14 protein-coding genes are annotated in these 15273 nt (G+C 60.4%); 12 read left to right on the plus strand and 2 right to left on the minus strand.

Annotation, left to right across the window (positions count from 1 at the left end):
• The first annotated feature begins 517 nt into the window (after nucleotides 1-517).
• The 10 genes from PSDT_RS00570 (at nucleotide 518) to PSDT_RS00615 (ending at nucleotide 9832) form a co-directional block, all read left to right on the plus strand.
• Nucleotides 518-1573 (plus strand): hypothetical protein, encoded by a 1056-nt coding sequence (locus PSDT_RS00570; RefSeq protein ID WP_006289457.1) that lies wholly within the window; start codon nucleotides 518-520, stop codon nucleotides 1571-1573.
• Complete coding sequence (locus tag PSDT_RS00575) at nucleotides 1548-2744, plus strand: CpaF family protein (RefSeq protein WP_006289458.1); 1197 nt, start codon at nucleotides 1548-1550, stop codon at nucleotides 2742-2744. Before PSDT_RS00570 ends, PSDT_RS00575 begins: the two co-directional genes overlap by 26 nt.
• A 173-nt stretch (nucleotides 2745-2917) precedes the next feature.
• Nucleotides 2918-3658, plus strand: a complete 741-nt coding sequence (locus tag PSDT_RS00580; protein ID WP_223293585.1) for a hypothetical protein — start codon at nucleotides 2918-2920, stop codon at nucleotides 3656-3658.
• A complete protein-coding gene (locus tag PSDT_RS00585) occupies nucleotides 3649-4284 on the plus strand; it encodes a type II secretion system F family protein (protein WP_223293586.1) in 636 nt (211 codons plus the stop codon). The genes PSDT_RS00580 and PSDT_RS00585 overlap by 10 nt, the downstream gene beginning before the upstream one ends.
• A 218-nt stretch (nucleotides 4285-4502) precedes the next feature.
• A complete protein-coding gene (locus PSDT_RS00590; RefSeq protein WP_006291396.1) occupies nucleotides 4503-4796 on the plus strand; it encodes a DUF4244 domain-containing protein in 294 nt (97 codons plus the stop codon).
• Nucleotides 4797-4851: 55 nt separating this feature from the next.
• Complete coding sequence (locus PSDT_RS00595) at nucleotides 4852-5223, plus strand: TadE family protein (RefSeq protein ID WP_223293587.1); 372 nt, start codon at nucleotides 4852-4854, stop codon at nucleotides 5221-5223.
• On the plus strand, nucleotides 5216-5701 hold the full coding sequence (locus PSDT_RS00600) for an Rv3654c family TadE-like protein (protein WP_006290785.1): 486 nt from the start codon (nucleotides 5216-5218) through the stop codon (nucleotides 5699-5701). The genes PSDT_RS00595 and PSDT_RS00600 overlap by 8 nt, the downstream gene beginning before the upstream one ends.
• 9 nt (nucleotides 5702-5710) lie before the next feature.
• Nucleotides 5711-8413 (plus strand): DNA polymerase III subunit gamma and tau, encoded by a 2703-nt coding sequence (locus PSDT_RS00605; RefSeq protein ID WP_006289464.1) that lies wholly within the window; start codon nucleotides 5711-5713, stop codon nucleotides 8411-8413.
• Nucleotides 8414-8569: 156 nt separating this feature from the next.
• The gene (gene recR / locus PSDT_RS00610; RefSeq protein ID WP_006289465.1) at nucleotides 8570-9181 is read left to right on the plus strand and encodes a recombination mediator RecR; all 612 of its coding nucleotides are present in this window, start codon (nucleotides 8570-8572) and stop codon (nucleotides 9179-9181) included.
• A gap of 12 nt (nucleotides 9182-9193) precedes the next feature.
• Nucleotides 9194-9832, plus strand: coding sequence for a DUF5701 family protein (locus PSDT_RS00615; RefSeq protein ID WP_006290783.1), 639 nt, complete (start codon nucleotides 9194-9196; stop codon nucleotides 9830-9832).
• A 96-nt stretch (nucleotides 9833-9928) separates the two neighbouring features.
• Here the strand turns inward: PSDT_RS00615 and PSDT_RS00620 are convergent, their stop codons facing one another.
• Together PSDT_RS00620 and PSDT_RS00625 are read right to left on the minus strand one after the other, a co-directional pair.
• Nucleotides 9929-10591 carry a hypothetical protein gene (locus PSDT_RS00620; RefSeq protein WP_006289467.1) on the minus strand — a complete coding sequence of 221 codons (663 nt, stop codon included), beginning with the start codon at nucleotides 10589-10591 and terminating at the stop codon, nucleotides 9929-9931.
• A 167-nt stretch (nucleotides 10592-10758) separates the two neighbouring features.
• Entirely contained in the window at nucleotides 10759-12438 is a 1680-nt protein-coding gene (locus PSDT_RS00625; protein WP_006289468.1) for a PspC domain-containing protein, read from the minus strand.
• Nucleotides 12439-12676: 238 nt separating this feature from the next.
• Here PSDT_RS00625 and PSDT_RS00630 point away from each other — a divergent pair, with 238 nt between their 5' ends.
• Nucleotides 12677-14026: an ATP-binding protein gene (locus tag PSDT_RS00630; RefSeq protein WP_006289469.1), complete on the plus strand. Its 1350-nt coding sequence runs from the start codon at nucleotides 12677-12679 to the stop codon at nucleotides 14024-14026.
• A 237-nt stretch (nucleotides 14027-14263) separates the two neighbouring features.
• On the plus strand, nucleotides 14264-15115 hold the full coding sequence (locus PSDT_RS00635) for a LuxR C-terminal-related transcriptional regulator (RefSeq protein ID WP_006289470.1): 852 nt from the start codon (nucleotides 14264-14266) through the stop codon (nucleotides 15113-15115).
• Nucleotides 15116-15273 lie beyond the last annotated feature (158 nt).

Below are 15273 nucleotides of genomic sequence, written 5' to 3' on the forward strand. Positions count from 1 at the left end.
CTTCAGTCTAGCACGGGGTGGGCTCGCAACAATGTTGACGGTGACGGTGATTGGGCGGGAAGCGTGCCGCGGCGCAGGGGCGTGGCTGAGGCATGTCCAGGAACATAAAAAGCCGGTCCCGAAGGACCGGCCTGCAAGTCAAACCTTAGCGGAAATCTCGCACAACATCATCGTCATGGCGGTAAGTCTCATATAAATCCGCCCAACATCTAGACCTTACGTGATCTGTACTCTTGTGGGCTTCCGCTTTTAAGTTTTCCTTGTACTTAAATTATCCCTCGTGTACGGCAAAACGCAAAATCGAAACACTGAATCTTCACAATTTATTTCGCCATCTTTTTCCTAGCAAAGGGGGTCGAGGAAGATAAGAAGAGGATGAGCGCGCGCGTTCCTTTTTATCCACATCCCATTCGTGGCTGTCTGTGGATATCGGTGGATAAGTCCCGAGAAAGGCCACATTCGACCACATTGACTTGCAAAGATGGATTTTCCCTCGGAGACCGGATTCAATGATGGTATGAACACTCAAATCATCTCGGAACAAGGCCCTCTGCGGGTGGAAGAACGCTATTATTTGCCGACGCCGGTGGATTCGCGGCGGCAGGGGTCCGGCGACCAGGCTTTTCGGCGGTTTCCGGCGGAGAGGGGGGCGCGGGCTTCCTCCGGACCGCGGGCGGCTTATCAGGGAGGGCAGGTCTACCTTTTCTCATCGGCGACGGGCGGTTGCGGGACAAGCACGGCGGCGGCGCTTTTCGCCTCGTATCTTTCTGCGGGAGGGGAGCGGATCATCCTGCTGGACCTTGACCTATCCCGGGGAGGGATGGACGTCCTGTTGGGGCTAGAGCAGGAGGAAGGCCTGCGTTGGTCCCAGGTGAAAGCCCCGCTGGGGATGATCGACGGCCTGGCTTTGACGAACGAGTTGATCCAGTGGGATGGTTGCCCCTTGCTCAGCGCGGATCCGTGGCGGGGATCCCCGCATCAATGGTGGGAGATCGCGGCCGTCATCCGTGCCTTGTGCGATTACGCAGACGCGGTCGTCTGCGATTGCGGGACGAACCTGGCCATCATCCGGGGGCTGCAGACCTACTTGGAGGGGACGCGGTCGGACTCGTCCCAAGCGAAGGATTGGTATCAGATTTGGGATCGGGTCGGGAACAGGACGCATATCGCCGTAGCCCTTGTGGTGGATTTGACGGTTCTGGGTCTGATGCGGGCGCAAGGGGCGGCGAGCAGGTTGAGCGGCCGCTCACAAGCGCTGAATCTTGCGCTTCTTGGAATATTGCCGGTGGCGGCGAGCCTGGAGGCGCGGAGGGGGTTCGCCCAGCGGCGTAAACGTTCACAAGGAGGCAAGGGGATGGTGTCCGCTCAGGAAGCGAGTGACCATTTAGGCCAACCGATCTACGGTCCTTTGCGCCCTGACAGGGGTCTGGACCTCAGCATTCGCCAAGGTCGGGGATTGGAAGACGCGCCGAGAGAGTATGAGCGGATATTCGCGGATTTGGAAGAGGGCCTGAGCTCCTCTTCCCCGGCGTTGAGTGGAGGGCATCATGACCTTGCGCCTCGGACCGCTTGAGGCCATCGCTGAGCGGGAGCATGTCACCGATATCGTCGTCACGAGCGACGGAAGAGTCTGGTCCGATAGCGGGGCCGGCTTGAAACAGGAGGTGGTGGAATCCGGGCTGGATTCCCCGGAAGTCATGCGGGACTTCGCCGTGCGCCTTTGCGCTCAGTTGGGACGGCGCTTGGATGATTCCTGCCCGATTGCGGATGCTTCCACCGCTCAAGGAGTGCGCATCCATGCCGTGATAGCGCCTTTGGTCCCGCAAGGGGCGGCCTTGTCCATCCGCTTGCCGGACGCACGGCGGACCAGTCTCGAAGATTTGCAGGCCTGTGGATTTTGCCCCGGTCCTTGGATTGACTTTCTTCGTGGGCTTGTGCGCGCTCATGCTTCGATCCTCATATCCGGGGGAACCGGGACGGGGAAGACGACCTTGCTACGTGCCCTTTTGGGCGAATGCGATTCGGACGAGCGCATAGTTACTGTGGAGGAAATCCGGGAGCTCGCCATTCCACCGAAGCAACATTGCGAGTCCTTGGTGGTTCGCGAACCGAACATAGAAGGTGCCGGAGGCGTTGGTTTGGAGGATTTGGTCAAAGCCACGGTCCGTATGCGGCCTGACCGGATCGTTTTGGGGGAATGCCGAGGCGAAGAGATCGCCGACCTTCTCCGCGCCTTCAACTCCGGCCATAAAGGTGGCATGGTCACCATCCATTCCGATGGGATCGAAAGGCTGCCGGCACGTCTGATTTCCCTCGGTTTGTTGGCTGATATGCAACCGGCCGCCACCGCTTTCATGGCCCAAGGCGCTTTCGACTGTCTGATTCACCTCTCTCGCGCTGGCGGTTTGAGATATATCGAACAAATGGGGCGCTTCCTCTGCCGCGGCGACGGGTCTTTGACTGGGGACGTTGTCGCTCGGTGGAACGGCCAATCGGCTCCCTGGTATTCTCCTGCCTGGGATTCATGGCGCAGGGAGGTGCTGGGGGCGGGCGACGAACAAGCCCCGTACGGTAGTGGAACCATACAGGGGAAGAACGATGACGACAAGACGGCGGTCTTCCCCCGAGTGAAAAATTCCGATTCGGCACAGGCCACACGCGCTGGGATGGACCGGTTAGGCGATGGAATGCAGCCTTTGACCGAGGCAAGGAAAAGGGCAGGAAAAGAGGACGAATGGATATGAACGGTTTATGCGCTCTCATGTTTGCGCTCGCCTCTGCCGGGCTTTTCCTCATCGCCGGGTGGAAGCCTGAATCGATACGGGTGCGAACCATGGGCCTTCCCCGCTTGAGGAATCCTGCGGGTCCCGACAGTTATAGTGGCCTTCGGCCGAGTGGAGGCCAAGGAGATTCCAGCATGGGGAAGAGCGCAGGATGGGCGAGCGGAGGAAGGGCAAGGCTGAGAGTCAAGAAGACCGACGCTGGTGACTTCATCGCCGAGCTCATCTCGCTTTTGCACAATGGCAGCGGCATGGTGGACGCTTGCCAAGAGATGGGCGGGATGGTCTTCGCCATCCCCGAGTTGACCGATGACCGTATGAAAGCCGTCCTAGCGAGAAGATGCGGCCACGGCCGTTCCGACAGAGCTTACCTGACTCGTCTGGCACGTCAGCTCGTCGCGTCCTGCAAGTTGAGCGCGACTCTCGGTTGTTCCGCCTCGCAGTGCCTGGAAGCGGTCGGCGTGGAGCATAAGCGTTATCTTGCCGTGGCGGATAAAAAGCGATCGGCCTTATCCATTCCCCGGCTCACCGTGAAAGTGCTGCTCATCCTCCCCCTGCTGGTCCTAGGCGGAAGCCAGCTGACCAGCGCTCGCACGTTTCAAGTCCTGTTCATGCGACCGGTCGGATGGCTCTGTCTGTCCTTGGCGGCGATCTTATACGGTTTAGGCCTGCGGTGGGTGAAACGCCTCTTGCGGGATTTCCACCGGGAATGCGGGAGAAGCTCCGGCTCCGGATCTGGATCTAGCGGCCATCCGGGTAGGCGCGGGGTAGATACAGCTACGAACGGGGGAGATACGGGAATGAAGGCCCGGCGGGCCATAGGCCTTTCTTTGGAGTCAGGGGAACCGGGAAGATTCAGAGGAGCAGCATGGGAATGACGACTGTCAGCGTGATCTGTTTCTCCCTCCTGTGTGGCCTCCTATCCGCTTTATGCAAGGACGAAGAGCACTTTCTTTCGTCCGACCGCCGCTTGCGGGCCCTCCGCCGTTCTTACCTTTCAGAAAGGCGATGGCAAGAGGAGGGAGGGGAAGGGGAGAAAGAAGATGAGTCCGATTTCCCAGCCCAGCTTGTCTTGGAAATGCTGATCGTATCAATCAGCAATGGGGCTTCCATCCCCCGCTCTCTTGAAGCCGTGGGGACCGTCATGAAAAATCCGGTGGGGAAGGCCTTCAAGGAGGTGGCTGAAGCGCTGTATCGTGGTTCCTCCTGGGCCGACGCCTGGGAACTGGGAAGGCGGGGGATAGGCGACGAGCGGGGGAGGGAGGTCTTCGACGTGGTCGACCGGGCCCTTGAGCCTTCCTGGCGGCATGGCCTGTCTCCCCTCAACAGGTTGGAGACGACCATCGAGGAGGCCAACCGTCAGCAAAACAGGCGTCTGGATGATGCCGTGAGCAAGCTGTCGGTGAAGATACTTCTGCCTTTAGGTCTTTGCTTCCTCCCCGCTTTCATCGTGGTGACCGTCCTCCCCTCCTTGGCCGGATGGATCACCAACATCATGGGGTGAAAGCGGCGATGGAGACGATGGGCTTTGTGGATTGATGTGGATAAGTCCCGAGAAAGACCACATTCGACCACATTCGGTTTTGAGTATGGTCGATTCCGCTTTCCCGGTCCACAATGGAGATACCCGACGGGAAGCCTGAGCGGAAGCGGTCGAAGAAGACCTTTCCAGCAAGGCTTTACGGGGCAATCAAAGAAATGGAACAAGCGAAAGGAGTTCCCATGAAAAATCAAGAAGCGATTCCTCTCCCGGGAGAGGGGGAAGGGCCAATCGGCCGCCTCGGAACGGGTCTTCAAGGGATCCGGATGAAGGCGACGGAGGCCCTCTGCCTTGCTGACGCCCGGTCCCGGACCTTCCTGGAAGGATCTGACGAAGGCATGGCGACGGCTGAATACGCCATCGTGCTGGTCGCCGCGACAGGCTTCGCCGGCCTATTGGTGGCGATCCTGAAATCGGATATGGTCAAGGACACTTTAGTGAATCTGGTGAAAAGTGCGCTCTCCGTCCGGGCCTAAGACTTCCGCCGCCTTCCGCAGAGAGCAGGCTCTTCGCAAGGTCGATCCAGGAACGGTGACCGCGGAATTCGCCATCGTGCTTCCCGCGGTCACCGCCCTGACCCTGCTGGTCCTCTCCCTGAGCCAGGTCATCGTGACCAAGGTGTCTTGCCAGGATGCCGCCCGAGAAGGGGTCCAAGCCTATCAGATGGCCCTCGTCTCCCAAACCGGCCCTGCCTCAGCCTCCACGGGTGGGGGTGGCCAGGGGCGAGCGGAAGCGGTCGTCCATCAGCGTGCGGGGAACGAAGCTCGGGTCGTCTTCACCTCCCAAGGGGATACGACTCGGATCGATGTGACTTGCCCCGTCAGACTGGGAACGGTTCCGTTCTTCCACCTGTCCCTTCACTCGGAAGCATACGCGCTGAAAGTGGGCGAAAATCATGACTAAGGAATCCTCAGAAGGACGTCTTTCCGATGGAAGGCCTCGGCTCGTTCAAGCATCTGCGCGGCTGGCGGAGGGGTGGGAAGGTGTGCCCAGCCGGTCGCGGAAATGGATCAGGGAAAGCGACCGGGGGAGCGGCACCGTCGTCGGCATAGGGCTTACGGCTCTCGTGGGCTTCCTGACGGTTCTGGTCGTCTTCCTCGGGAGCGCTTTCTGCGCTAGGGCCGATGCTCAGAACGCGGCCCAGCAGGCGGCCTTGGCCGGGGCCTATCTAGTTGTCTCCCCAGGGTCTGCGCCTTCGAACGAGGTTTGCTCGAAGGCGCAGAGGATAGTGGAGGCCAACCATGGTCGCCTTCTTCGGTGCTCGCTTAAGGCGAGCGATGTGGTGGTGGAAGTCGGTATTCAACCGTCCGTTGGGATCCTTCCTCAAATGACCGCATGGGCGAAGGCGGGACCGGTGAAATGTGTCTCAAGAAATGGATAGCCTAGGACTATGGCACTTGCACTCTATAGACGTTATCGTCCTGACACCTTCGACGGGGTCGTCGGACAGGAACAGGTCACCATCCCCCTGAAGAGGGCTCTGGATGAGGGCAAGCTGACCCATGCCTATCTTTTCTCCGGTCCGCGGGGGTGCGGAAAGACCAGCTCCGCCCGCATCCTCGCCCGTTGCGTGAACTGCGTCAAAGGCCCGACCAGCCATCCTTGCGGCGAATGCGACAGCTGTCGCGATTTGGCCACCAACGGCCCCGGTTCCATTGATGTGATCGAAGTGGACGCCGCCAGCCATAACGGCGTGGAAGACGCCCGCGAACTGAGGGATCGAGCCGGCTTCGCCCCCGCCCGGGACAGGTACAAGATCTTCATCCTTGACGAGGCCCATATGGTCACCCAACAGGGGTTCAACGCCTTGCTGAAAATCGTGGAGGAGCCGCCTGAGCACGTCATGTTCATTTTCGCCACCACCGAACCGGATAAGGTGATCGGGACCATCCGTTCCCGGACCCACCATTATCCTTTCCGCTTGGTTCCTCCGGAAGTGATGGGCCCCTACTTGGAAGGCATCTGCAAGCAGGAGAAAATCCAGCCCCAGCCGGGCGTCCTCAAGCTGGCCATGCGGACCGGAGGCGGGTCCGTCCGCGATACCCTGTCCGTCCTCGATCAGCTGATGGTCGGCTCCGTCGATGGGACGATCAGTTATGACTCCGCCGTCACCCTCCTTGGCTACACTCCCGACGCCTTGATTAGCGAAGCGGTGGATGCGGTCATCGACCATGATGGGGAGAAACTCTATAGGGTGATCGAAAAGATCGTCATCGGCGGTTACGACCCGCGAAAATTCGTGGAAGACCTGCTCTCCCACGTCCGCGACCTGTTGGTCCTCACCTTGGCTGGCAAGAGCGCTGAAAAGACGTTGAGCGACCAAGCCGCGTCCGAGGACCTCGGCAGCCTGACCCGGCAGGCCCAAGCGCTGGGACTGCAGCATATCACGGCGATGGCCGAAATCATCAACCGAGCCTTGGCTTCGATGTCGGGAACGACGTCGCCTCGCATGCGTTTGGAACTGTTGGCAGCGGAGCTTCTCGTTCCCAATGAATATGGGGAGGCGAACGCCGCTGGTCCCGCTCTTGGGGCCGCTTCCTCTTCCTCTGCGGCCGCTTCTACGGCTCTGGGGCAGAACTCGGCAGCTACCGGTGGCTCAGGCAATGGTCTGGGGGCAGGGTCAAGAACCGGTCAAAGAATCGGTCAAGGCCGGAGTCGCGGCGGTTATCAGAGGCCAAGCCAATATTCTCCCCAAGGGCGGCTGGCTCAGCAAAGGACGGAACAGGACGCAACCCGGAAATATGGGGAGGCGACCGAACAGGAGACCAAGCGGATGCAGGCGCCCATACAGGCACAAGCGCAAGAATCTGCGCCGGTGCAGGAACAGAAGCAGGAGCAGGCACCCGCGCAAGTGCAAACGCGGACGCAAACGCAGACAACTGAGCAAAGGCCAGAATCGCCGCAGCCGGCAAAGCCGCAGATCGCAACACCGCAACCAGACCAACCGGAGGCTCCGGCAGTCAACCCACAGCATACGCAGGCGGCGAGCCAGGACCATGCCCAGGCTTTGTCCCACCCCGAAGAGGCGTGGGCGCGTCTCGTCTCCTCCTTGCCCAGCGACATCCAACAGTATGTGAACACGGACCGCATCCCGCAAATCAAGTTGGTCAGTCGCGGAGACAAGCACCGGGTCATGCTCACGTTCGCCAATCCACTCAGCCAACATGCTTATGCCATAGCCGGCGCCAAACAGGAAATCGATGGCTGTTCATCCGTTAAAGACATCATCGCCCATAAATGCCAAGAGGTCTTTGGAGCCGGGGTTCTTGCCGCGCCGGCCCGTCTCACGGCTTCGGGCGAGCGAGTGATCCCCATGAGCAAGATGTCCCCGCAAGACCAGCAGAAGATCAAGGCCCAGATCGCCGCCCTCGCGGTCGCGGGAGCGAAGAACCTGGCCGGAAAAGTAGCCGAACCCAATCCTGCCTCTCAAACGAGCCGGTCAGGCCGTGAGACCGCCGTCTCCAGCAAGGACAAGGCGCCCGCCGCTGAAGACAAGGATGACGACCCCCATCGAGAGCCGGTCATCCCTGATCTCGATGAGGAGGATCCCTGGTCCAAGCCTCTGACTCATCCGCAGTCGGATCCTGTCCGTCAAGGCGGTACTTCTTCCTCGGGGGGTTCGTCAAGGAAATCGAGAAGCCGGCCTGGCCCGGCAAAATCTTCCGGCTTCCCTCCCGCTTCTTCCTTAGCGAATTCGGCTGAGTCATCAGAATCATCGAAGTCGCCAGAGCCGTCAATGCCACTAGGGTCATCAGGGCTATCGGATTCATCGGATTCGCTGGGACCACGGGGGATGCAGGGGCCGGATGCGGGTTCGTCTTCCTCGTCTTCTGTCACACCTTCGGCCCCAACGGCTCTATCGCAAGCGGCTCCATCACGGGCGGCTCCATCACGGGCGGCTTCCTCTCAAGCATCGCCGTCTCCGGCCGCTTCATCCTCGGAGGTGCAGCCAGAGGGCCCGGATTCGCCTGCGGATTTTTCGGCTGATGACGCGCATGTCAACGACCAAGGCCGGATGACGGTCGAAGAGGTCGCCGCCTTCTTCGACGCGCGCCGGGTGGAAGAGTCGGCCCCTTCGTCCGATGAAGGATGATGGTCGTGAAAGGCCGCAAGAAAGACCGAAAAATACAAACGATGCCCAAAATACAAAACAGTATCAATATTAAGAATGAAGAAAACCAAGAAATAACGTCAAGAAAACCAAGAAGCAATAGCAAGAAAAACGAATCAGGAAAGAACAAGGACAACTATGGCAATCGGCTATGAAGGCGCCATCCAGAACGTGATCGACCGCTTCGCCTCCCTCCCCGGCATCGGCCCCAAAGGAGCGCAACGCATCGCCTTTCACCTCCTTTCGGTCTCGCAGGAGGACGCCCAGGCCCTGGCCGAATCCATTCTGACCATGAAGGAGAAGGTCCGTTTCTGCGAAATCTGCGGGAACGTCTGCGAAAGCAGCCCATGCCCGATTTGTCTGGATCCCCGGCGGGACAGGACGATCATCTGCGTTGTCCAGGAGCCGAAAGACATCATGAGCCTGGAAAGGACGCACGAGTATCGCGGCCTCTACCACGTCTTGGGCGGGGCCATCGACCCCATGGCGGACGTGGGGCCACAGGACCTGCACATCACCGACTTGCTCAACCGTTTGAAGACCGACGAGGGCAAAGAGATCAAAGAGATCATCTTCGCTTTGAACCCCGATATCGAAGGCGAGGCGACCACCACCTACCTCAGCAGGCTCCTGGAGCCGTTGGATATCAAGTTGACTCGCCTGGCTTCCGGCCTGCCCATGGGGTCCGACTTGGAATACGCGGATGAAATCACCCTGGGGCGGGCCCTATCCGGCCGGCAGGCGGTGTGAGATACTAGAACTATGACACAGTCCGTGACGCAGTCCGTGAGTGAAATCGAAAAGCAGCTTGATCGCATGATCGACTTGGGATATCCGGATATAGCCGACATGACCGCCGGCGCTTTCTGCTCCTTGGCCGACCCCCTTCTGCATGCCCTGGAACAGGTGGATCTGGGTACCGACATCCTGCTGGTCCCCACCCGCGAGCTGGTTTCTCCGGAAGTGTTGATTTCCCGCACCAGCATCCAGCGCAGGGGCGGGTTCACCACCATGCCTCCCCGCGATGTTCTGGGCTTCCTGCCCCAAGATGGTTTCGAGCCGCCGGAAGGGCCCTTCTACCTGGTCGTCGACCCGCATACGGGGACCGCGTACACCAATCGCGAGCCTGATGTGGCCCGCCGGCTCATCGATTCCGACAATCGGCTGCCTTTGACTTTGGAGGAAGGCCTGGCCATCGCCACCCAGCATCCGGATTGGTTGACGGAGAAGAACGGTTTCAATCTTCTGGGCTCCCGCAGCGCGGACGGCCGGTATCCCAGCGTTTGGCTGAGCCAGGGGGCTCCGCGCTTGGGGGCCGTATGGCCGAACAGTAGGCATTCCTGGCTGGGGAACGCCTACTGCCTTGGTCGTCGCGGAGTGTCTCTCTTCATCAATTCATGAGTCCATGCGCATGAGTTGATACCCACGAATCTGTACTCATGGATCCTTGTTTTTTGTGTTCATGAATCTGTGTTCATGGATTTTTCGGGATGCTTGTCAGCGATTTTCGCCGTTGATAGCGCCGTTGACGTCAGCGTCGTAATAGCTGTCATAGCCGCCGTTGCCGGCATCGTAATTCCCGTCGAAATCCCCTGCGCCGTCACCGTCCCCCTGTCGCCCGCCTTTGGCGACGGCGACGATACCCGCGATGATGATGACCAACCCCAGCAGGCCGCAGATGGAGACAATCGCAATCACCGTGTAGGTCTTGGCGAAGAGGCCGTTGAAGCTCAGGGTGGTCAGGAGAAGGCCGATAGCCCCCAGCAGGAGAAGCGCCCCCCATACGACGGTGGCGACGGAAGTGCCGGTCCGGTATTTCACGGTCGGTCGGACAGGCTGCGGGCGGTAAGGCTGGCCGTTGGCGGAATACTGGGACCAGCCGGGGTACTGTGGCCCGGGACCGAGCGGCGCGCCACCCGTTGAAGAGCCTGGATAGCTGTTGCGCTCAGCCTCGCCGGCATAAGCGGCCGAAGCCCGCTGCTGATCGGCCCAGGCCTGCTCCTGGGAGGCGGTTTCCGAGGAAGAATCCCCCTGGAAAGAGGTTTGTTGAGAGGAATCCCCCTGAGAGGGATCCCCTTGGGATGAGGGCTCCGCGGAGAGGAACTCCGTCCGGGCCGCGTCATCGCTGGCTGAGTCGGTGGTGAAAATGTCGTTTTCCATGATCGTTGTCCTTTATCGTCCTTGGATTGATCATCCATGGATTCGGTTCATAGGTTCGAATCTGTCTCAAAATAAAGTCCGGAATGTGGGAGGGCTCCTGGTCTGCTGTGCTGCCGAAGCAGTCTAGATGGTCCGGGCGGTCCAGACGGCGTGAACAGTCTGGGCGGTCAGTCCACATCCACATCCTCGCTCCCCCAGTCCGCGGTCTCACCGGTATTGCTGATCCATTCGCGAGGCAGGATGGATGAAGCATTCAGGTCGCTCATGAGGAAGGAGCCATCGATGGTGAGAATCCTGCTGCTTGGAACCCCCTTAGGCTGGTTGTCGCTCAGGAACTCCCCGGTGGAAGTCGCCACGGTGCGGATGCTCCCGTACTGGACGTAGCATTTCTTGGGCACTTGGATGGAGATTTCCGACATGACGGCGTGGATTTTGATGTGGCCGGTCGGGCAAGGGCTCGTATGGCTCTTATCCCACGTATTGAGGTTGATGGTGACGGAGGAGGCGGTGCTGGTCAGGCCGCCTTTCTTCAGCTGGTCGAAGGAATTGGGACCCAAGGTCACTTGGCTGGCGATGACGTTGACGGACCCCGGCAGGGTCGGGTTGTCCGGCTTGACCAGACCCGACGCGATGGCTGTTCCGCTCGTGGCCAAGACGGCCATGATGACGAGCAGGGAGATGGGGATGAGTCCGCCGGATTTACGCCCCCGGATTCCCAGGATGACGATCAGCAGACCGAGCAGGGCCATCACGACGCAGGAGTAGATGCCCGTGACTTCCATGGCGTTGTACACGTTCATGTGGGTCAGGTAGATGGTGGCGGCCAGAGCGGCGGCGCTGATGATGATCAGCCCTAGGGTGATGGAGACGATCGCCGGGCCGGCGGGTTTGCGCCGCCAGATGGTCCGGGGGCGGGCGACCGCGCCTTGGTAGCCCCGATAGCCTTGGTAAGACCGGTAATCCTGGTAGGGGGAACCGGGGTCGGAATAGGCGCCACGTCCAGGGCCAGCGCCTTGGCCAGGGTCTGCCTGCTGGGTCGGACCATACCCGCTGTTTTGGCTGGCCTGGCTGGTCTGGGACTGGCCAGGCTGACCAGATTGCCCGGGCTGGCCTGACTGATCGAACTGATTCGACTGATCGGACTGGCCCGGTTGGTCGGCCTGCCTCTGGTAAGCGGAGCCTGCGGAGGCGGAGGCGGAAGCAGGCGTCTGGCCGGCGTATCCCGCAGACTCATTCATTTTTCCCTCGGCCCCCGGCCCGCTGGGTCTTCCCGGATCCTGCCGGGAAGTGTCATAGACGGTGTAACCGGTGTAAGGGGCGTGGGAGGCGTAGGGGGAGTAGGGATTCCCGTTCCCTCCTTGCCCATAAGGGCCGCGTTTGGACGCCTCCCCGGACCGGATGGCGATGAAGGCGCCGACCAGGATGAGGACGAGCATGGTTCCCGCCCAGCCCAGGGGAACCAGGATATTGAACCCGCCCGAGAAGGCGAAGAGGATCAGCGCCCACCAAAAGGGTGCGCTGGTGTGCCCATGGAAAAGGGCCTCCTCGACGAGGATCTCGTTGTTACGGGCGTCCGGCAGGAAGAGCCAGAGGAGGGAGTAGGCGATGATGCCGCTTCCCCCCAGCAGGCAGAGGGCCAGCCAGAGGATGCGGATGACCATGGGATCCCATCCCAGCCTGTAGGCGATGGCCCCGGAGACCCCGCCCAACCAGCGGTCATTGCTGCGGTAGAAACCCAGGGAACGGATCCACTGGAAGAATTTGTTGCCCACCGGCTGCTGGGGCCTGTCGCCGGGGCGGCCACCTTCGGGCCCGCCTTGGGGGGCGTCGTAATAAGGGCTTGTCATGATGTCCCGATCCTTTGTTCGTTATCGTATTTGTCTTTTTTGATGTGTGGTCATCCGCGGCATCTCGGACTATGCCGAGGCCCCGCTGATGTTTTTGTTTCGATGATTCCATTACAGCATCAGCGAGGAAAGGAATCTATGAGGGTTTCCCCTGATTTTTCCCTTTCCTAGCCCCGATTGACCCTGATTTCCTGGGTTTTTCCTTTCCCGGACGGTCTTTTTCTTTACAATGGAGACTATGAATCGTGATCGTCGCCAATCATCCGAGCAGGGATGGTCCTCTTACGCTCCCTACGGCCCTGACGGCTTTTCTGAGCAAGGGGACCCGCTGCAAGGCGTGCCACAAGGCTTTCCTCAGGACTTCACGCAGGGATACCCCCAAGGGTCTCCTCCTCCGGTTGATACCCCGCCCTCGGGTCCGCTCCGCCATACCACTTTGCAGCAGATGGTGGGGCAGGCCAACCGTCGCCAATTCGAAGAAGGGGGCAGAAAGCGGCGCAAAAAGGGGAGGGTCGCCTCCCTCATCAACCGGATAGCCATCCTCGGTCTTCTGTGCGTCCTCCTGGCCCTCGGCGGAATCCTCAACGGATACCCGAATCGGGTCATAACCGGAATCATCATCCTCTTCCTAGGGGTTTCCGCTTCCTGGACGCAGACACAGGCCCTGACCGGGAGCGATGGTCTCGATTTCGTCAACGACATCAAACAAGGGCGTTTCACCGGATCCACCGGCTTCCGTTACCTGCTCGTCGCCATCGGCATCGCCATTTCCTTCATCGGGGTCTTCATCGGCTTCAGCGCCTGGCTCACCCCTTCCCGCCTGGCCATCGGCATCGCTGCGGGATTGATCCTCATCACGGTCCTGGCCATCATCGTCGCCCCCTGGTGGATCGGCCTGATCTCCGACCTAGGCAAGGAGCGGGCCTGGGCCGCCCAGGAAGAGCTCCGGGCGGACATCACCACCCATCTGCATGATTCCGTCCTGCAGACTTTGACCCTCATCCAGCTCAATGCCAATGACCCCCAGGAAGTGTCCGCCCTGTCCCGGTCCCAAGAGAGGGATCTGCGCGAATGGCTTTACGGGGATGGTCTGAATTCGTCAGTCCCCGCTTCCCCCGGAGCGGACGGCGGCCCAGCTGATTCCTCCTTCACCTCCTTTGCCTCCGGCGCAAGTCAGCCTGGCGGCCAGAAGGCCCCCACCGTCAGCGCGGAGCTCAAAAGGACCATGGCCGCCATCGAAGACTCCTCCCGCGTTCCCATCGACGTGGTCACCGTCGGGGACGCCCGTTACCGGCCCCAGTTCGACTCCCTCATCGCCGCGGCGACGGAGGCGGCCCACAACGCCGTCAACCATGGCCGCCCCCCGGTCTCCGTCTATTGCGAGGTCGACCCGCAAGGAACCCATACCATCACCGTCTACGTCCGCGACCATGGCGACGGGTTCGACCCACAGGCCACCTATCCCGGTCATCTGGGGGTGAGCGAATCCATCGTCGGCCGTATGAAGAGGGCCCAAGGCCAGGCGGTGATTACTTCCCGGCCTGGTTGGGGGACCGAGGTGGCCCTGACCTTGCCTTTCACCGCTTAGCCCGGCTATGGCTCCTTAGGGAGTGCGGTGGTTCCTTGGGGAGTCGAAAGGCGGCGAAGTCGGGGGATGGGGGAAACAGGGAAGTCGAGGGCTGGTGAAGTCGGCGAGACGGCCTCCTGATGGATATGGATATAGGAAGATCCAGGAAGACCTAAGGAAAGCATAGAATGGGCGCGGGGATAGACGATAAGCATAATCCGCAAAGGGATAGGCTCTCGAGGCAGAAACGAGGAACCAATGGAAGCGAAGACAATCCGCGTCGCCGTTGTTGACGACCACGAGATGTTCCGCAAAGGGGTCATCTCCACCATCGGGAACGTCTTCCACGTCATCGGGGAAGCCTGGAGCGTGGAAAGCGCCATCAACCTCATCAGCCAGGCCAAACCCGACGTGGTCCTCCTGGACGTCCACCTACCCGGCGGCCAAGGCGGGGGAGGGTCGGAGATCATCCTGAAAAGCATGCCCCTGGCCCCGCATACCTTTTACCTGGCCCTATCCGTCTCCGACTCGCCGACGGATGTGGGGGCCGTCATCCGTGCCGGCGCTCGCGGCTATGTGACCAAGACCATCAACGCCGAAGACCTGATCGCCTCCATTGAGCAGGTGGCCGAAGGTTACGCGGTTTTCAGCCCCCGTCTCGCCGGCTTCGTCCTCACGGCATTCCAGGGTACGGACGAAAGGCCCACCCCATCGGGACCTTTCGGGCAGGCCGGCCTGACCCGGCAAAATCAAGCGGGTGGCCCGGGTCTAGCCTCCGCTGGATCGACGATAGCGGGTCCATCGATGACTCGACGAGCCCAGGAGCCCCAATCAAGCCAAAACGGGCGGGGAAGGCCCTCCGGGGCATCTCCAGCCTTCCTCGACCAAGACGAGGACGATTTCGAAGACATCAGCGTGGACGTGCTCACCTCCCGGGAACGCCAGGTGATGCAGCTGATCGCTCGTGGCTACACATACAAGGAAGTCGCCTCCGAGCTCTTCATCTCCATCAAGACCGTGGAGACGCACGTCTCGCGGGTCTTGCGCAAATTGCAGCTGTCCAACCGGGGGGAGCTGGCCTTGTGGGCCGCCCATCAGCGGATCGTCTGAAAGCCGAGAAGATGGGAAGAAGCTGGTAAGCCCCTGCGAGAAAAGGTTGGAAAAGTGTCTAAAATAAGGGGATAAAGGCGGATTCAGGCAATCCGTAGAGGATTATCGTTAAAATGTGCAGCATATATTCAGAAAAGCGTCAGCTTCATCCTGTTGGT

The organism is Parascardovia denticolens DSM 10105 = JCM 12538, assembly GCF_001042675.1.
In the GTDB taxonomy this organism is placed as follows: Bacteria; Actinomycetota; Actinomycetes; order Actinomycetales; family Bifidobacteriaceae; genus Scardovia; species Scardovia denticolens.